This window comes from Clostridium sp. HMP27 (assembly GCF_000765165.1).
Taxonomy (GTDB): Bacteria; Bacillota; Clostridia; order Clostridiales; family Clostridiaceae; genus Clostridium_AK.
In genome coordinates, this window is sequence record NZ_JMFY01000002.1 from 197906 (window position 1) to 215759 (window position 17854).

The window sequence follows — 17854 nt, forward strand, 5'->3', positions numbered from 1 at the left end:
TGAATTGACAATTATATAATAACAAATGAAGTGTGAACTGACAAGTTGTCAAAATATGATAAAAATATTGACAAGTTACACTGTGTAATTTATACTTAAAAACGTAAATTACATAGTGTAACTTATTTTTGTAATAGTATGACTATTGGTGCATTAGCTAATGTTGTATTTACTGCAAAAATCTATATAGTTAAATAATTTTAATATGGAGGAATAATATGAAAAAAGTTACTTTTTTACTTTGTTTAACTTTAACAATGGTATTAAATGGTTGTAGTGCAACTAGCAGTGTTAGTACAAATAAGAGCGAAGAAACTACTAAAACTATTGAGCAAAATACCAAAAATAAATACATAATGGCTGGGAAAATTGATACAAATGATCAGGTGAATATAGCTTCAAAAATTTCAGCAAGGGTTTCTGAAGTATTAATCAATGTTGGTTCAAAGGTTAACCAAGGAGATGTTGTTATTAAATTAGATACAACAGATCTACAAGCTCAAGTTGGTCAGGCTCAAGCAGCAGTGAATACTGCAAATGCAAACTTAGCTAATGCGGTAAATAGTATACGCCCTGAACAAATTTCTCAAGCACAAGCATCACTAGATAGTGCAACTGAAAATTATAAAGTTGTAACCAAAAATTATGAACGAATGAAGGTTTTAGTTGAAGAAGGAATAAATACGCAGCAGCAGTTAGAAGCAGCGCATCAACAAGTTGTTGCAGCTGAGACGCAAAAGAAATCAGCACAGGAACAATTAAATATACTTAAAAATGGTGTAACAGAAACTACTGTAAATGTTTACAAAGCGCAAGTGCAACAAGCAGAGGCGGCTTTAAAAATAGCACAAACTGCATTGAATAATGGAATTATAACATCTCCAATTTCAGGAGTTGTAAATTCTAAAAATATTAATGTTGGTGAAATAGCTTCACCAGGTGCAAGCCTTGCTTCAATATCTAATCATGATTCTTTAGTTGTAAATGCTTATGCTCCACTGGATATTGTAAATGGTCTTAAAGAAGGACAAGATGTGGTTGTCAAAGTAGCTGAAGTAGAAAAAACTGAATTTAAAGGAAAAATATTAGTGATAAATACTAAATTAAATTCTCAAAGCAGAAATGTTTTAGTTAAGGTATCATTAGCTGATCCGAAGTCTCAGCTAAAACCGGGAATGTTGGCAGAGATTGGATTAAAGAAATAACGAAAGAGGTGATTATAATATGAAGGAAAAACGTAAGACGTTGATTATTGGAATATTAATGGTAATGTTAGTAGCATTAGGCGGGATAGTATACTATTATTGGTATCAAAATACAAATTATGTTTCAACTGAAGATGCAAAAGTTAGTGCTGATTTTGTGAGCGTGACACCTCAAATTTCAGGGAAATTATTAGAATTAAATGTAGATGAAGGCGATAAGGTCACAAAAAATGAAATACTAGCTAGTCAAGATATGAATGGTCTTCCAGATACAAGTGTTGAACAATCCTTGGTGAGATCACCTATTAACGGTGTTGTTGTAAAAAGACAGGGAACTGTTGGAGAACTTTTATCACAAGGTCAAACTTTAATTACTTTAATGGATCCTAGCAAAATATACATAGCCGCTAATATAGAAGAAACAAAACTTGGGAAAGTAAAAGTTGGACAACCTGTTGAGATAGCTATAGATCAATATAGCTCTAAAAAATTTACTGGAAAAGTTAAATCTATAGGAGAAGTTTCAAATTCAGCCTTATCACTTTTATCATCATCAACCAGCGGTACATTTACAAAGGTAGTTCAAAGAATATCAATAAAAATTGAACTTGATGATTTTGACAGCAAAATCCTTCCAGGAACAAATGCCGTTGTTAAGATCCATGTTAAGTAACGGAGGGATGACATGGAAGAGAATAATAATGAATCATTAAATAGCTGGCTAGGGCTAGGAGTAGTTGTAATAGGAACCTTTATGGCTATACTAGACAGTAGTATAGTTAACATTGCTCTTCCTAAGATGATGTCTGTTTTCGGTTTATCATTAGATGGAGCTAAGTGGATAATAACAGCTTACTCACTGACACTTGGAGCTATTATACCCTTAACAGGATATCTTCAGGATGTTTTTGGTCCTAAAAAAATATATATGTTTGCATTAGGAATGTTTTCGATAGGATCATTATTATGCGGCTTTGCATGGAGCGGTGGAACTATGATAGGTTTTCGTATAGTACAAGCTCTTGGTGGTGGAATGATAATGCCAGTAGGAATGTCAATAATATATCAATTGTTTCCTAAGGAGAAAATAGGACTTGCACTCGGATTTTGGGGGATAGCATCTATGGCTGCACCTGCTATAGGTCCAACACTTGGGGGATTTATTATTAAAAAGATGGATTGGAGAATGATTTTTAATATTAATGTTCCTATAGGAGTAGTTGGAGTAATAATGGCAGCAATTATATTAAAGGACTCAGAAAAAAAGCCATTCAAGGCCTTTGATATAATAGGATTTTTATCCTCTACAATTGGAATAGTAAGTGTATTATATGTGCTTGGCGAAGGTTCATCAATTGATTGGAGTAAAATTGAAAATCCAATATTAATGACTATTGGTATTTTAAGTCTTATATTATTTGTAGTAAACGAGCTTACGCATCCCAATCCACTACTAGATTTGCGAGTTTTAAAGCTATTTGACTTTAGTATAAGCTTAATAATAAGTAGTGTATTAACATTGGCTCTAATGGGTGCATCTTATATATTACCAGTATTTTTGCAAAATATAAGAGGGTATACTCCCATGGAAGCAGGGCTTATAATGTTACCTTCTTCACTTGTAATAGCAGTGCTTATGCCCATAAGTGGTAACTTATTTGATAAATTTGGTGCAAAACCACTTGTAATACCTGGACTTATAATACTAGGCATTAGTTCTTATGAGCTTGCAAGTGTTATAAATATGAATTCAAGTAAAGAGTACATAGTATTAATTACTTGTATTAGATCTGTAGGATTAGGTCTTGCTATGATGCCAATCAGTACTGTGGGAATGAATGCTGTAAAAAAAGAATTAGTTCCAGGTGCGTCAGCTCTTAATAATACCATAAGGCAAATTTCAGGTGCGCTTAGTGTAACTATAATGTCTACACTCATGCAGGGAAGAACTGATTATAATTATGGTAAGTTGGCAGAACAAATAACTATCTATAATAAGGCTTCAAATGATATGTTAAGTACACTAACAAAGTCATATATGCATGCAGGAATGTCACAAAGTATGGCTAAGGTTTCTGCAGTATCTAGATTAGCACAAATGTTACAAGGTCAAGCGACTATTGATGGAATGTCCTATGCTGTTACAGTAACAGTTAGTGCAGTGGCAGTGGCTTTGATTTTAACCTTATTTATGAAAGGCAAAACACCTGTTGAAAATAAATAATGTAACTGGATAAGAAATCTTATTAATACTTTTAATAAGATAATAGAAAATATTCTAAGACCGCTAGTGAAAGAATTTCATTAGCGGTTTTTATGTAGTTTAAATAATGTAAGGCAGTTTGATAATATGGTATAATTTTCATGAGAATTAAGGCATAATTGTATATTAAGGAAAAGTAAACACAGAGATGATAACTATTATATTTTATTAAAGAAATAATCGGTGGCAAAGTTTTGACTTGTCACTTTTTTATTATAATGTTTTTGGAGATATTTGTAAGCTGAATATAACATTAATGTATACTACTATATAAAAGTACATGAATTAATATGAGTATATGGTAATTGTGTTCCAAACATGATAATATATTATAAATATGGTATATGATATTTAAATTTTAAATATGGGAAAGGAGGGTTGAAATGAGCTTTTGGTGATAGTCGACACCATGAGAGGAATTTATGGGTGTTTTGCTATTAGGATTATAGTTTTGTACAAACGCATTTACAGAAGAGTATATTGACAATAGAGGAATGACTGTGCTTGAAAAATGGAAGATTATTATGAACTTTCGTAAAGATAAAGAATCAGTGTGAAACTCAATAGTATATTTTGGGGCAGTCAGTTAGAGTGATTTTTGGTAGTTACTTTGACGGGCTTTTTTGTTTTATAAAAACTAATATGCCATAAAGTTAAGTTTGTGCAAAAGAATGCATAATAGCGGCAGATAGAAATGAATAATTTATGAGGGGGATGAGAGACAATGAAAAAGTTAAGCACTAAAATAGTTACTTCTATAGTAATATGTTCGATTTTAATATCATCTATAGTAGGTATTATAAGTATGATAAGGGCTTCAAGTGTTATTAAAAACGAGGCTAAAGAGAAATTGTTAAATATAGCTTCAAGTAGGGGAAATGAGTACTCTATACAAACTTCAAAGGCTGAGAATATAGTAAATGATCTATGTGGAATAGTACTAGGAAGTATAGAAATTTCTAAGGCTAAAGATGATAACTATATAAATAAGTATCAAAAAGAATTAGGTAATATAATTAAAAATATAGGATGCAGTAACAAGGAGATAGTAGGCCTATATGTAAATTTTGATCCTAAATTTACAAGTGGAAGTACATGCTTTGACGTAGCTTATTTATATGATGAAAGTAAAAAGGAAGGTATTATTAATACTAACTCATATAATTTCGAAGAATTTAAAGAAGATAATGAGGATTTAGACTGGTACTACAACCCTATAAAAGCTAAGAAAGGAGTATGGTCAGATATTTATGAAGACAGCATCACTAAAGTAAGTATGATATCTTACACTATGCCTATATATTCTAACAATAAATTAATTGGCGTAGCTGGTGCAGATATATCATTTGACACTTTAAAAAATTTAATATTATCTACAAAGATATATGATACCGGAAATGCTTTTTTATTAAGTGATGATTATAACTTCTTGGTTGACCAAAATAAAACAAATGAAGATAATTTAGCTACTATGAACAATGGAATATACAAGTACATAACAGATAAGATGAAGAATAATAAATCATCCATTATAGAAGCAGATTATGAAGGGAAAGAAACTTTAATGAGCTACTATAGAATGGATAATGGACAAATTGTGGGTGTAAGTGTACCGGAGTCAGAGGTGTTTAAGAGTTTAAACAAGCTTATATATATTATCATTTCAGTGATACTTATAGGGGTATTAATATCCGTATTAATTGCATTTTATATTGGCAAAAGAATATCTAAACCTATAGAGGAATGTTCAAAGCATATGAACATATTAGCAGAGGGGGATTTAACACAGCAAATCTCTGAAAAGTATTTAAAAATGAATGATGAAATAGGACTACTTGTAAGATCTACAAAATCAATGCAAGAGGGAATAAAAGAACTTATTAAGAATGTTGAGAATGAAGCAAATATTTGTGAGGAAGCAGTAGAAAATGTTAAAAATAATATAAATGAGTTAAATATCAATATAGAAGATGTGTCTGCAGGTACTGAAGAGTTATCAGCAAGTATGGAAGAAACAGCGGCATCGGCAGAAGAAATGGATGCAACTGCACAGGAAATCCAAAAGTCTGCAGAAACTTTAGCAAGCAGCTCGCAAAATGGAACAACCAAAGTTTTAGAAATTAAAGAAAGAGCAATTAATATAAAAGAGAATGTTAATTCTGCACAGAAAAAAGCAGCAGATATTTTACTTATAACAAAACAAGAACTTGAAAAAGCTATTAATAATTCAAAAGTAGTTGATCAAATAAGTGTTTTATCTGAAGCTATAATGCAAATAACTGAGCAAACTAATTTACTTGCATTAAATGCAAATATCGAGGCTGCACGAGCAGGTGAAGCAGGAAGAGGTTTCTCAGTAGTAGCAGATGAAATTAGAAAACTCGCAGAGCAGTCTAAGAATACAGTAATTGGTATACAAAATATTACAGTTAAGGTCATAGAATCAGTTAGTGAACTTTCAAATAGTTCAAGTAAATTATTATACTTTGTAGCAAATGATGTTCAAAATGATTATAATACTCTGCTCGATGTTGCAGAGTATTATAGTGAAGATGCAAAATTTGTAGACAGCCTTGTTACAGAATTTAGTTCTACTTCAGAAGTATTATTAGATACAATGCAGGATGTATTACAAACAATTGAGGGAGTAGCCCAGGCAGCTGCTGAAGGAGCTAGTGGGACAGCAGATATTGCGCAAAAGGCAACAGAAATAAATTCAAAGTCTAATGATATTTTAGAATTAACGAAGAAATCAAAAGATAGTTCAGAAAGATTAAAAGAAGAAATTTTGAAGTTTAAGATTTAGATTGTAAAATTTCATATATTGTTAGTGTGTATTTTTCTTTCAGTAATGTTAAGGGCAATATGAGAAAATGTTCAAGTTAGTATTATTAGATAAATGGGAAGAAGGGAGCTAGAAATCAATATAGATTTCCAGCTCTCTTTTAAATATGGTATAATTTTCATATACCTGAAGGCTTAACTGTATGGTAGCCATGTGAAAGAATCATTTTATTTAAGGGGGATAACTATGATAGATTTACAGAAAATCACAGATCATAATTTTGATGAATGTATTAAATTAGAACCAAGAGAAGAACAAAAAAGCTTTGTTGCAAGTAATATACGCAGTCTTGCAGAGGCATATGTTGCTTTAACGAATAATGAGTGTGTTCCTATGCCTTATGCTATTTATCATAGTGATATTATGGTAGGGTTCATAATGTTATCATATAATGAGGCAGATGAGAATAATGATGAAAATGTTTATTGGGTATGCAGGTTAATGATTGATAAAAAATATCAGGGTAAAGGCTATGGTAAGGAAGCTATGACAAAGTCACTTGAGCTGATTAGAACCTTCCCTTATGGAAAAGCTTCAGTAGTTTTACTTTCCTATGAACCAGAAAATGTTACAGCAAAAACACTTTATGCATCTTTAGGTTTTGCAGAAACAGGTAATATTGAAGATGGGGAAATGGTAGCAAAATTGATTTTGTAGAATCCACAATTATAAATAATAATATAGCTTTGACATTAATAAACTGTTGGAGGTAGCGATGATAATTGAAAGTAAAATAATAGAAGGTAAAAGCCTAACGTGGATACTTCGGTGCCCCACAAAATATGATGCAATTGAATTATCTAAATTAAGAGTTAAAATTGATGGAGAAACAGAAAATCTTGATAGAGAGTCTGGAGAAGGATTGCGCGATTCGGAGGATTTTGAAAAACTTATCTATGAAGATTCAATAGGGGAAAAAACTATATTTTTAGTTGCAGAAGCAGAAGGTAAAATTGTTGGATTTACTCGTTGTGAAGGAAGCAAACTAAGCAGATTTAGGCACAAAGCAGAGTTTGGTATATGTATATTAAAGGAATACTGGGGGCAAGGAATTGGTAAAGTACTACTAGAAAATATTTTGATGTGGGCAGATACTATTGGAATTGAGAAAATTTCATTAACTGTAGTAGAAACAAATACAAATGCAATCCAATTGTATAAAAGATATGGATTTTCAGAAGAAGGATTACTAATAAAAGACCGTATTCATAGAGATGGGAACTATTATAATACAGTTATAATGTCAAGATTATTGGATAAATAAATGTTCACTTTTTACCTTAAAGATTATCTGAAATAATTAAAAATAAAAAGGACGAGTGGAAATGCAGAATAAAGTTTTGAAACATAGTATTAAAATTAATATACAGATAATTGAGACTAAAAATTTATTTCTTCGAGAATTAAACCCTGAGATTTATGACTATGTATTTGGAAATTTTACTGATGATGAACTTATGAATTTTTTCGGAATGAATAATATAAGTTTAAACCTAGAAAAAGAAAATTATAAGAAAGGTTTTGCTACTTGGAGTATGACTTTTAAGATATGGCAGATTATTGATAAGACAACGGGGAAAATAATCGGCAGTTGCGGATTTCATTATTGGTATATTCATCAATTAAATGCTGAAATAGGATATGAAATCACAGATGTAAAATATAGAGGTAAGGGGTTAATGACTGAGGCCGTTGAAAAAATAGTTGAATATGGATTTACTAAAATGAATCTTAACAGAATAGAGGCTTTTATTAATCCAGAAAATACGGCATCATTGAAACTTATACACAAACTTAAATTTGTAGAAGAGGGAAAGTTAAGGGAACGTTTCTTTAGAAATAATGAAATTGGAGATCATCTGGTGTTTTCTTTGTTAAAAAAAGAATTTAATCAATAAATGTATATGTTTAGAGAGGAATATCTTTATGATTTTCAGAAAAAAGATTATGATAATTTCAATTTTTTCTATGGTAATTGCATTATTTAGCCCTTTAATATATCAAAATATACAGTTAGCCAGTAAACCTATAACTATACCAAAACCTAAGAAAATAATTATTTATAATAACAGCAAAAATAAAACAATATATGAAGACGATAAAAATTTTGATAAGATTATAAAATTAATATGTGAACGAATAAGTTCCACAGACTCGTCAAATAAAATATCTATCTCAGAAAATAAAGATTTGTTGCTAGATGAAGTAAATCAAGCTAAGAATTCTTGGAGATGTATTGAATTTATTTATGAAAATCCTACACCCTTTAAACTAAATTTAGATAATGGTGCAGAAGAACAAATTAGGGTTAAAAAAGCATTTTTTCTTATAAGTGCAGAAGCAACTCTTGATTTTGGTATAGATATGATTTATGGCGAGGATGAATATACTTCTAGATTAGAAAATATCAAAACAGAAGATAAAATAATGATAAGTTTGCTGCGAATTGTAGAGCAAGAACTACCTTAGTAAATTCCTAGATTAAATATTATTTAAAAATAGCTAATATATATTCCAGTTTCGTTAATGTACAATACCTTGCGAATACAATAATTGAACTTGCATATAGCAAACTTACAGGAGTAATAAATATATCAGGAGAAAGACCAGTAAGTCATTATGATTTTAGTATATATTTAGCAAGTTTAATGAATATCTATAACAGCTTTATAATAACTGAGTACAATAAAGAAGAAGTATATCATAATTTAAATAACAACAAAAGAAAGCTTTTAATCAATACTTTAGTACAAGATATTTTATACTAAAAGCAATCTGAGTATCCTTAAGAGAAATAGCAATACAGTATATTTTTATATTGCGTCGTAATAGTAATATAATACGAACTAAAAGTAGTACAATGAAGAGGAGAAACGAATAATGGATTTTAAAGATAGAGCAAAAAAATTAAAATCAGATACTCCGGCTGTGTTCATTGCCTTGAAGAAGAAAGAAACACCAATAATAGCAAAGATTTTTGCAGGAATTACGATTGGATATGCCTTGTCACCTATTGATTTTATACCTGATTTTATACCCATAATAGGTCTATTAGATGATATAATTTTACTTCCAATACTTATAGCAATAACAATAAAATTTATACCAGAAGAAATAATTGAACAATGTAGAGCCGAAGCAGAAAATTTATGGAATGGTGGGAAACCCAAAAAGTGGTATTTTGCTATTCCAATAATTTTAGTATGGGTGATAATAATATTTTTAATTGTTAAATTAGTTGTTGCATATTAATAATTGGGGGAGAAATAAAATGTATACTGCAGAAGGTATATTTCATATTCTAGCTTATTTAATAGTTGCATCAGTTATTGGGTGGATTAATATTGAATTTTCCAGAGTTTTTGATGGGAAGTCCAGCTACAGCTAAAAATGTTATTGTTACATGTACTTACCTTGTGATTTGGCTTGTCATTTTAGGAATTAACTTAAAAAGTAAAAAACGTGTAATAGCAAAGTATTTACTTATATTTTGGATTGTAATGATAATTCTTAGCCTGTTGATGATATATGTAAATTCTACAGATAGTAGTGGTGGAATATTAGCTTTATTCGTAATCTTACTTTGGGGTCAGTGGTATGGAATTAGGTTCTTTGTTGAAAGCTTTGTGGGTATCGATATTATAGTATTGGTCATTTCTTTAATAATGTGTACTGTGTCTGCTATAGCATTCAAATGTTCAAAACAAAAATAATATGTAGACATGCTGGTAAATAAAAACAATAACTTACAGTAGTGTGTCACAAGAGTAAAACAATGCTGCATATAAAAGATGTAAAGCGACTTAAAAAATAGTAATTTAGTGGGGTGGAAAATGAATAAGATTTTGTTTGTGAATGCCTGTGTACGGCCTGATTCTCGTACTTATATTTTGGCGCAAAGTGTATTGAAAAAATTACATGGTAAGATTGAGGAAGTAAATTTAGAAAGGGAAGATATTAAACCATTAAATTGGCGGTCATTACAAGAGCGAGATGCTTATGTTAAATCAAAAAAATTTTCTGCGCCAATGTTTCAATATGCGAAACAGTTTGCGGAGGCGGATGAAATTGTAATAGCAGCTCCTTATTGGGATTTAGCTTTTCCAGCAACAGTTAGAGTATATTTTGAGGCTGTAACGGTTAATGGGTTAACCTTTATGTATACACCTAAAGGTTGCCCAACTGGACTGTGTAAAGCAAAGAGGATTATTTATGTTACTACTGCGGGTGGGCCGATAGAAGGATTTAATTTAGGATTTGATTATATAAAGGCATTGTCACAAATGTTTTATGGAATTCAGAAGGTAATGTGCTATAAGGCGGAAAATCTTGATATTAAGGGAGCTGATGTAGAAGCGATTATAGAAAAGTCCAAAAATGAAATAAACTATAGTGGTATCTGATTTTATAAATTCCAAATGGTATCTTTTACATTTTATCAATTGGGAAACTAATGCATGTCATTAATGAAGAAAACCAACTATTATTTTCATTAATGGGTGCTATAGTTATAATAATTATTAGGGATATACATTTAAGGAAGATATTTAATAAAGATGGAAGCAAGAAAATATAATAATTGATATGAATATAAATTTAATCTTTACACCCGTAGTCATCAGCCCAGTTGAAAAGGCTGATTGTCTACGGTATTTTTATAGAAATGAGTTATCGGACAAAAGATTCCAATGTTGGAGTAAGAGCATCTGATAGCCACAGCGGATGCATTTTTAAGATATCTGATGGTAAATTGTCACAGGGGAAATAGCGTAAATCCAGTGTTTCTGGTGGACAAATTGTAAGATTGCCACCTACTACCTCAGCTTGAAAACAACAGGTTACAAAATGAGTAATACGTCCATCTGGATATTTGAAGATTTGGGAACTCGGTTCAGAATAAACTCCAATCAATCGAGTTATTTCAACTTGAAGGCCTGTTTCTTCTAATACCTCTCTTATTGCAGCATCTCTAACTGTTTCTCAAGGTTCTACATGCCCAGAAGGTATTCCCCAAAGTTTCACATCTGCTCTTTTTTGCAGCAGTACTTGGCCCTCTTTATTAAATATAACTATAGCTACCCCCGGACAAATTTCTTTAACTTCAACCATATAAATATACCTCCTTAAAAATAATGGCCCGAGAGGAAAGATTCAGCGCATGAGAAATACGCCGAACCTTCCCCCTCGGGCCTTTTATGCCAATAGGTGCCTCCTGCCTCAGCAGAATCTGTAGCCCTCGGTCACATGCCATTAACTATTGTAAGGCGGAACCCTAGCTACCCCATCCCGGTTCATGAGTTTATTTATTAAATTATAACAAACTTTAAATTATTTTGCTAGTTGTGCTCAATTAAAACTGGTGAGATTCCTATTTATAAACAGGTTAGAGGGGAGGTAGGACAAAAAAGTACAACTGTCTATAGCAAGAATTTACAAGTGCAAATTTAGCCAATTTAAACCAGACAAAAATGTACAAATACATGCCAATATAGTTTGATAAAGTTTAAACAAGTTTATTGTATCATTATTACATAGATAAAAATGTAACAATCCATAGGAAAATAGAAAATTAATAATAAATAGTAAGTGTAAGAAAAGGGAGGAATAATTAATGAGATCAAAACGATTTCAAGTTTTAGCACAGCGTCCTGTAAACCAAGACGGTCTTATAGGTGAATGGCCAGAAGAAGGAATAATAGCAATGGATAGCCCAAATGATCCTAAGCCTTCTATAAAAATGGAAAATGGAGTAGTAGTAGAACTTGATGGAAAGAACAGAGAAGATTTCGATACAATAGATAGATTTATAGCAGACTACGCAATTAATCTAGAAAATGCTGAAAAATCAATGAGCTTAGATTCGTTAAAAATTTCTCAAATGCTTGTAGATATAAATGTTGGTAGAGATGAAATTGTAAATATAACGACATCAATAACACCAGCAAAGATAGTAGAAGTTGTATCACACATGAACGTAGTTGAAATGATGATGGCACTTCAAAAGATGAGAGCTAGAAAAACTCCATCAAATCAATGTCATGTTACAAACTTAAAGGACAACCCAGTGCAAATTGCAGCAGATGCAGCAGAAGCAGCTATAAGAGGTTTCTCAGAACAAGAAACTACAGTTGGTATAGTAAGATATGCACCATTCAATGCGCTAGCAATACTTATAGGTTCTCAAGTAGGACGTGGAGGAGTTTTAACTCAATGTGCAATAGAAGAAGCTACAGAGCTTGACCTTGGTATGAGAGGGCTTACAAGCTATGCTGAAACAGTTTCAGTATATGGAACTGAAGCAGTATTTACTGATGGAGATGATACTCCATGGTCAAAAGCATTCTTAGCATCATCCTATGCTTCAAGAGGACTTAAGATGAGATTTACATCAGGTACAGGTTCAGAAGCATTAATGGGATATTCAGAAGGGAAATCAATGCTTTACTTGGAAGCAAGATGTATATACATAACAAAAGGGGCTGGGGTTCAGGGGCTTCAAAATGGAGCAGTTAGCTGTATAGGTATGACAGGAGCAGTTCCTTCAGGGATAAGAGCAGTACTTGCTGAAAACTTAATAACTACTATGCTTGATATAGAAGTTGCTTCAGCAAATGACCAAACTTTCTCACACTCTGACATAAGAAGAACTGCAAGAACACTTATGCAAATGCTTCCAGGAACAGATTTTATATTCTCAGGATATAGTGCAGTTCCTAACTATGACAATATGTTCGCAGGCTCAAACTTCGATGCAGAAGACTTTGATGATTACAACGTACTTCAAAGAGACTTAATGGTAGATGGTGGATTAAGACCAGTTTCAGAAGAAGAAACCATTGCAATAAGAAATAAAGCAGCAAAAGCAATACAAGCAGTATTTGCGGAATTAGGATTCCCAACTGTAACTGATGAAGAAGTTGAAGCAGCAACTTATGCTCACGGAAGTAAAGATATGCCAGAGAGAAATGTAGTTGAGGACTTAAAGGCAGCAGAAGAAATGCTTAAGAAGAGAATCACTGGTATAGATATAGTTAAAGCATTAAGCAAAAATGGATTTGATGATATTGCAAGTAATGTATTGAACATGCTTAAACAAAGAGTAACTGGAGATTATCTACAGACATCAGCAATACTTGATGAGAACTTTGATGTTATAAGCGCAGTTAATGATATCAATGATTATAGAGGACCAGGAACAGGCTATAGAATAAGCAAAGAGAGATGGGAAGAAATCAAGGATATTAAGAATGTAATAAATCCAGAAGATATTCAATAATTGACAGAGGTGAAAGATTATGGAGAATGTATCAAATGAATATGCTATACCAGAACTTCAGCTTACAGAAGTAGGTGAAGCAAAAGTTGGAACAAAAGCAGATGAAGTTGTTATAGGTTTAGCACCAGCTTTTCTAAAGTTCCAAAACAAAACTATAGCAGGTGTTAGTCACAGCGATGTGTTAAGAGAAATTATAGCAGGGGTAGAAGAAGAAGGATTAACTGCTCGCGTGGTTAGAATAATAAGAACTTCTGATGTTTCCTTTGTATCTAATGATGCAGCGAAGCTCAGCGGATCTGGAATTGGAATAGGAGTTCAGTCAAAGGGAACAACAGTTATTCATCAAAAAGACTTACTTCCTTTAAATAATTTAGAACTATTTTCACAAGCACCACTTTTAACACTTGAAATTTTTAGATTAATAGGAAAAAATGCAGCAAAGTATGCTAAGGGGGAATCCCCAACGCCAGTTCCAATTAAAAATGATCAAATGGCAAGACCTAAGTTTATGGCAAAAGCAGCTTTACTTCATATCAAAGAAACTAAGCATGTAAGAGTTGGAGCAAAACCTTTAGAAATAGAAGTTAAGTTTTAATTTGGGAGGGAGAAAAAAATTATGGAACAAAGAAAGATGAATCCTAAGGATTATCCTTTAGCTACTAAAAATCCTGAAATCATAAAAACACCAACAGGAAAGAAGTTAGAAGATGTAACTTTAGAAAATGTACTAAGTGGAGAAATTAAACCTGAGGACGTTAGAATATCACCAGAAACATTAGAAATGCAGGCTCAAATAGCAGAAGGAATGAACAGACATGCTATGGCTAGAAACTTTAGAAGAGCAGCAGAGCTTATAGCAGTTCCAGATGATAGAATACTAGAAATTTATAACGCTTTAAGACCATATCGTTCTACAAAAGAAGAACTTTTAGATATAGCAGAAGAACTTGAAAATAAATATAAAGCAAAAGTAAATGCAGACTTTGTAAGAGAAGCAGCAGAAGTTTATGAAAAGAGAGAAAAGTTAAGACAAGAATAGGTAAGCTTTAATTAAGGAGGGGAATATATGAAGATTATTGCAGGTGTTGATATAGGAAATGCAACAACAGAAGTAGCTTTAGCTAGAGTAGACAATGGTAAGGTAGATTTTCTTTCCAGTGGAATTGTTCCAACAACAGGAATAAAGGGTACAGAAGAAAATATACAAGGAGTTTTTTCCTCCTTAAAGCAAGCTTTAAAAAAAGTATCCATGGAACTTACAGATCTAGATTTGGTAAGAATAAATGAGGCGGCACCAGTTATAGGTGATGTGGCTATGGAAACTATAACTGAAACTATAATAACAGAATCTACTATGATTGGGCATAATCCAACTACGCCAGGGGGAATAGGCCTTGGTGTAGGAAAGACTATATATATTGAAGACTTAGATAAATTAAAACTAGAAGAATTAACTAAAGAGGACCAATTTATAGTTTTGATATTAAGCAAGGTAAATTTCATAGAGGCAGCTATGAGAATAAATGCAGCTGTAGAAAAGGGAATAAACATAACAGCTGCTGTGGTTCAAAGAGATGATGGGGTTTTAATAAATAATAGATTAGAAAAAAAGATACCTATTGTAGATGAAGTAATGCTTTTAGAAAAGGTTCCAGTGGGGATGAAAGCAGCCGTAGAGGTAGCAGAGCAGGGTGGAGTAGTTGAAACATTATCAAATCCTTATGGTATTGCTACAGTATTTGGATTGACCTCGGAGGAAACAAAACTTATAGTTCCTGTATCCAGAGCACTTATAGGGAATAGATCTGCAGTGGTTATAAAAACACCTAAGGGTGATGTGCAGGAAAAAAGAATTCCAGCAGGTAAAATCCACATAGACGGGCTAAAGAGAAAAGAAATGGTAGATGTGGAAGAGGGCGCTGAAAAGATAATGGAAGCCGTTAAACTCTGCGTTCCTGTACAGGATATAAAAGGTGAGTGTGGAACTAATGCTGGTGGAATGCTTGAAAGAGTAAGACAGGTAATGGCAAAGCTTACTAAGCAGAAAATAGTTGATATAAAGATTCAAGATCTTTTAGCAGTAGATACCTTTATACCTCAAAAGGTTAAAGGTGGGCTCGCAGAAGAGTTTTCCATGGAAAATGCAGTAGGAATAGCTGCTATGGTTAAGGCAGATAAGCTTCAAATGCAAATGATTGCAGATAAGCTTCAGGAAAAGTTAAATGTCACTGTAGAAGTTGGAGGAGTGGAAGCTGACATGGCTATCAGAGGAGCTCTAACTACTCCAGGAAGCAGTAAGCCTCTTGCAATACTTGATATGGGTGCTGGTTCAACTGATGCATCAATAATAAATAAGCAGGATCAAATATGCTCTATACATTTAGCTGGTGCGGGAAACATGGTAACAATGCTAATTAAATCAGAACTTGGGCTAGAAGATTTTAATTTAGCTGAAGACATTAAGAAATATCCTTTAGCAAAGGTTGAAAGTTTATTCCATATAAGACATGAGGATGGAACAGTAGAATTTTTTGAAAATCCACTAGACCCTTCTGTATTTGCAAAGGTAGTTATATTAAAAGAAGGAATGCTAATTCCTATAGATGGGCAAACCTCTTTAGAAAAGATAAAAATCATAAGAAGAAGTGCAAAGGAAAAAGTATTTGTTACTAATTGCCTTAGAGCATTGAGTATAGTTTCTCCAACTGGAAACATTAGAGATATAGAATTTGTAGTATTAGTAGGTGGTTCTTCACTGGACTTTGAAGTGCCTCAACTGGTAACAGATGCACTATCTCAGTACGGGGTAGTAGCTGGAAGAGGAAATATAAGAGGCACTGAAGGACCAAGAAATGCTGTAGCTACAGGACTTATATTAGCCTTTAATGGAAATGAGGAAGGTAACTAATGAGAGAATATAAGTATGATAAGCCAAGTATATATATTTATTACTCCTCTGAAATAAAGGATATATCCACCTTTAATGAAGTGTTATTTGGAATAGAGGAGGAAGGTATACCTTATAAAGTTAAAGAGCAAAATGAAGCAGATTTTGTAGAGTTAAGTTATAAGGCTGCTCAAGACTCAAGATTAGCTGTAGGTATAGGAATTCATTCAAATGGTAAAATAGCACTTACCTTTAATAAGCTAAAGAAAGAAAGTCCATTATTTATAAGCAGCTTAAATTCTGAAGAAAAAATTATAAGAAATTTAGGTGCTAATGCAGGAAGATTGGTTAAGGGAATAGCTTTTAAGTAAATTTTATGGAGTGGTTATATGAGTAAGATTTATACGAGAACTGGAGACAAAGGAAGTACTGCCTTATTTGGAGGCAGTAGAGCAGAAAAGGACAGTTTAAAAGTAGAAGCATATGGAACTATAGATGAATTAATTTCTACTATGGGAGCAGCTTATTCCTTTATGGAAGATGAAAAGCTTAAAACCGAAATAATAGATATTCAAAAAAAGTTATTTGTATTAGGTGCAGAGCTTGCTAGTGACGAAAATGGGATGAAATATCTAAAGGAAGTAACTCAGGAAAGTGATATAGATATTTTGGAGAAAATTATAGATAAGTACATGGAGAATGCAGGGGCTTTTAAGGGTTTTGTAACTCCAGGAAAGAATAGAGTATCAGCAATGCTTCATGTAGCAAGAACTGTGGCAAGAAGAGCTGAGAGAGTAATAATTACTTTGGGCAGAGAAGACGACGTTCGAGAAGAAGTTAAAAAATATGTAAATAGACTTTCAGATGCCCTATATGCTATGGCTAGATTTGAAGAAGAAAGATAATAAAGTTATTTATGAAGGAGGATAAGAATTATGAAAAAGCTAAATGAAATAAAACAGTTAAGTTTAGAGATAGTAAAAGAAATGGCTGCGGCAGCTGAAGCAAAAGCTGCTAGCATGAATGTACCAGTAGTATTTGCAGCAGTAGATGCAGGTGCAAACTTAATGCTTATGCACAGAATGGAAAATGCATTTATAACAAGTGTAGACATAGCTGTAAACAAAGCATTTACTTCAGCAGCATTAAAAATAGGAACTCATGAAGTAACTCCAAACATTCAACCAGGAGAAAGTCTTTATGGATTACAGTTAACTAACAACTGTAGGATAGTAACTTTTGGCGGTGGGTTTCCAATAATAGTAGATGGACAAGTAGTTGGAGCAGTTGGAGTAAGCGGTGGAACTGTTGAAGAAGATATGGCTATAGCACAAGCTGCTGTAGAAGTATTTAATAAATAAAACATCAATTATATAAA

Annotated in this window: 18 protein-coding genes and 1 pseudogene; 18 read left to right on the forward strand and 1 reads right to left on the reverse strand. The window is 32.5% G+C overall.

What is annotated here, in order from left to right:
- Nucleotides 1-218: 218 nt before the first annotated feature.
- The 11 genes from DP68_RS02340 to DP68_RS02390 all read left to right on the forward strand — a co-directional run bounded on the left by DP68_RS02340 (nucleotide 219) and on the right by DP68_RS02390 (nucleotide 10716).
- Nucleotides 219-1205: an efflux RND transporter periplasmic adaptor subunit gene (locus DP68_RS02340; RefSeq protein ID WP_035305484.1), complete on the forward strand. Its 987-nt coding sequence runs from the start codon at nucleotides 219-221 to the stop codon at nucleotides 1203-1205.
- A gap of 19 nt (nucleotides 1206-1224) precedes the next feature.
- Complete coding sequence (locus tag DP68_RS02345) at nucleotides 1225-1878, forward strand: efflux RND transporter periplasmic adaptor subunit (RefSeq protein ID WP_035305486.1); 654 nt, start codon at nucleotides 1225-1227, stop codon at nucleotides 1876-1878.
- A gap of 12 nt (nucleotides 1879-1890) precedes the next feature.
- Complete coding sequence (locus DP68_RS02350; RefSeq protein WP_035305487.1) at nucleotides 1891-3429, forward strand: DHA2 family efflux MFS transporter permease subunit; 1539 nt, start codon at nucleotides 1891-1893, stop codon at nucleotides 3427-3429.
- 763 nt (nucleotides 3430-4192) lie between these two features.
- On the forward strand, nucleotides 4193-6274 hold the full coding sequence (locus DP68_RS18795) for a methyl-accepting chemotaxis protein (protein ID WP_052085597.1): 2082 nt from the start codon (nucleotides 4193-4195) through the stop codon (nucleotides 6272-6274).
- 225 nt (nucleotides 6275-6499) lie between these two features.
- Nucleotides 6500-6970 carry a GNAT family N-acetyltransferase gene (locus tag DP68_RS02360; RefSeq protein WP_035305490.1) on the forward strand — a complete coding sequence of 157 codons (471 nt, stop codon included), beginning with the start codon at nucleotides 6500-6502 and terminating at the stop codon, nucleotides 6968-6970.
- 58 nt (nucleotides 6971-7028) lie between these two features.
- On the forward strand, nucleotides 7029-7577 hold the full coding sequence (locus DP68_RS02365) for a GNAT family N-acetyltransferase (RefSeq protein ID WP_035305493.1): 549 nt from the start codon (nucleotides 7029-7031) through the stop codon (nucleotides 7575-7577).
- Between the two features lie 61 nt (nucleotides 7578-7638).
- A complete protein-coding gene (locus tag DP68_RS02370; RefSeq protein ID WP_052085598.1) occupies nucleotides 7639-8211 on the forward strand; it encodes a GNAT family protein in 573 nt (190 codons plus the stop codon).
- A gap of 28 nt (nucleotides 8212-8239) precedes the next feature.
- Nucleotides 8240-8782, forward strand: coding sequence for a hypothetical protein (locus DP68_RS02375; protein WP_035305498.1), 543 nt, complete (start codon nucleotides 8240-8242; stop codon nucleotides 8780-8782).
- 411 nt (nucleotides 8783-9193) lie between these two features.
- Nucleotides 9194-9565 carry a DUF1232 domain-containing protein gene (locus DP68_RS02380; RefSeq protein ID WP_035305501.1) on the forward strand — a complete coding sequence of 124 codons (372 nt, stop codon included), beginning with the start codon at nucleotides 9194-9196 and terminating at the stop codon, nucleotides 9563-9565.
- A 113-nt stretch (nucleotides 9566-9678) separates the two neighbouring features.
- The gene (locus DP68_RS02385; protein ID WP_291546919.1) at nucleotides 9679-10026 is read left to right on the forward strand and encodes a hypothetical protein; all 348 of its coding nucleotides are present in this window, start codon (nucleotides 9679-9681) and stop codon (nucleotides 10024-10026) included.
- A 120-nt stretch (nucleotides 10027-10146) separates the two neighbouring features.
- Complete coding sequence (locus DP68_RS02390) at nucleotides 10147-10716, forward strand: NAD(P)H-dependent oxidoreductase (RefSeq protein ID WP_035305504.1); 570 nt, start codon at nucleotides 10147-10149, stop codon at nucleotides 10714-10716.
- A gap of 265 nt (nucleotides 10717-10981) precedes the next feature.
- On the opposite strand, the pseudogene DP68_RS02395 reads toward DP68_RS02390, so the two are convergent.
- Nucleotides 10982-11422: pseudogene (locus DP68_RS02395) on the reverse strand (NUDIX domain-containing protein).
- A gap of 502 nt (nucleotides 11423-11924) precedes the next feature.
- Between DP68_RS02395 and DP68_RS02400 the strand changes: the two are divergent.
- The 7 genes from DP68_RS02400 to DP68_RS02430 are packed head-to-tail and all read left to right on the forward strand — an operon-like array spanning nucleotide 11925 to nucleotide 17837.
- Nucleotides 11925-13589 carry a propanediol/glycerol family dehydratase large subunit gene (locus DP68_RS02400; protein WP_035305507.1) on the forward strand — a complete coding sequence of 555 codons (1665 nt, stop codon included), beginning with the start codon at nucleotides 11925-11927 and terminating at the stop codon, nucleotides 13587-13589.
- 19 nt (nucleotides 13590-13608) lie between these two features.
- Nucleotides 13609-14184, forward strand: coding sequence for a propanediol/glycerol family dehydratase medium subunit (locus DP68_RS02405; RefSeq protein WP_035305510.1), 576 nt, complete (start codon nucleotides 13609-13611; stop codon nucleotides 14182-14184).
- Between the two features lie 21 nt (nucleotides 14185-14205).
- Entirely contained in the window at nucleotides 14206-14628 is a 423-nt protein-coding gene (locus DP68_RS02410; RefSeq protein WP_035305513.1) for a diol dehydratase small subunit, read from the forward strand.
- Nucleotides 14629-14655: 27 nt separating this feature from the next.
- Nucleotides 14656-16497 carry a diol dehydratase reactivase subunit alpha gene (locus DP68_RS02415; RefSeq protein WP_035305515.1) on the forward strand — a complete coding sequence of 614 codons (1842 nt, stop codon included), beginning with the start codon at nucleotides 14656-14658 and terminating at the stop codon, nucleotides 16495-16497.
- Complete coding sequence (locus DP68_RS02420) at nucleotides 16497-16847, forward strand: glycerol dehydratase reactivase beta/small subunit family protein (RefSeq protein WP_035305517.1); 351 nt, start codon at nucleotides 16497-16499, stop codon at nucleotides 16845-16847. The genes DP68_RS02415 and DP68_RS02420 overlap by 1 nt, the downstream gene beginning before the upstream one ends.
- A gap of 18 nt (nucleotides 16848-16865) precedes the next feature.
- The gene (locus tag DP68_RS02425; protein ID WP_035305520.1) at nucleotides 16866-17381 is read left to right on the forward strand and encodes a cob(I)yrinic acid a,c-diamide adenosyltransferase; all 516 of its coding nucleotides are present in this window, start codon (nucleotides 16866-16868) and stop codon (nucleotides 17379-17381) included.
- 30 nt (nucleotides 17382-17411) lie between these two features.
- Nucleotides 17412-17837 carry a heme-binding protein gene (locus tag DP68_RS02430; RefSeq protein ID WP_035305523.1) on the forward strand — a complete coding sequence of 142 codons (426 nt, stop codon included), beginning with the start codon at nucleotides 17412-17414 and terminating at the stop codon, nucleotides 17835-17837.
- Nucleotides 17838-17854: the final 17 nt, after the last annotated feature.

Coding starts and splice junctions, on each gene's coding strand:
- DP68_RS02385 (WP_291546919.1), top strand. CDS start 9,679: ATGGGAAGTCCAGCTACAGCTAAAAATGTTATTGTTACATGTACTTAC.
- DP68_RS02380 (WP_035305501.1), top strand. CDS start 9,194: ATGGATTTTAAAGATAGAGCAAAAAAATTAAAATCAGATACTCCGGCT.
- DP68_RS02425 (WP_035305520.1), top strand. CDS start 16,866: ATGAGTAAGATTTATACGAGAACTGGAGACAAAGGAAGTACTGCCTTA.
- DP68_RS02365 (WP_035305493.1), top strand. CDS start 7,029: ATGATAATTGAAAGTAAAATAATAGAAGGTAAAAGCCTAACGTGGATA.
- DP68_RS02420 (WP_035305517.1), top strand. CDS start 16,497: ATGAGAGAATATAAGTATGATAAGCCAAGTATATATATTTATTACTCC.
- DP68_RS02415 (WP_035305515.1), top strand. CDS start 14,656: ATGAAGATTATTGCAGGTGTTGATATAGGAAATGCAACAACAGAAGTA.
- DP68_RS02375 (WP_035305498.1), top strand. CDS start 8,240: ATGATTTTCAGAAAAAAGATTATGATAATTTCAATTTTTTCTATGGTA.
- DP68_RS02350 (WP_035305487.1), top strand. CDS start 1,891: ATGGAAGAGAATAATAATGAATCATTAAATAGCTGGCTAGGGCTAGGA.
- DP68_RS02340 (WP_035305484.1), top strand. CDS start 219: ATGAAAAAAGTTACTTTTTTACTTTGTTTAACTTTAACAATGGTATTA.
- DP68_RS02390 (WP_035305504.1), top strand. CDS start 10,147: ATGAATAAGATTTTGTTTGTGAATGCCTGTGTACGGCCTGATTCTCGT.
- DP68_RS02360 (WP_035305490.1), top strand. CDS start 6,500: ATGATAGATTTACAGAAAATCACAGATCATAATTTTGATGAATGTATT.
- DP68_RS02345 (WP_035305486.1), top strand. CDS start 1,225: ATGAAGGAAAAACGTAAGACGTTGATTATTGGAATATTAATGGTAATG.
- DP68_RS02430 (WP_035305523.1), top strand. CDS start 17,412: ATGAAAAAGCTAAATGAAATAAAACAGTTAAGTTTAGAGATAGTAAAA.
- DP68_RS18795 (WP_052085597.1), top strand. CDS start 4,193: ATGAAAAAGTTAAGCACTAAAATAGTTACTTCTATAGTAATATGTTCG.
- DP68_RS02405 (WP_035305510.1), top strand. CDS start 13,609: ATGGAGAATGTATCAAATGAATATGCTATACCAGAACTTCAGCTTACA.
- DP68_RS02410 (WP_035305513.1), top strand. CDS start 14,206: ATGGAACAAAGAAAGATGAATCCTAAGGATTATCCTTTAGCTACTAAA.
- DP68_RS02400 (WP_035305507.1), top strand. CDS start 11,925: ATGAGATCAAAACGATTTCAAGTTTTAGCACAGCGTCCTGTAAACCAA.
- DP68_RS02370 (WP_052085598.1), top strand. CDS start 7,639: ATGCAGAATAAAGTTTTGAAACATAGTATTAAAATTAATATACAGATA.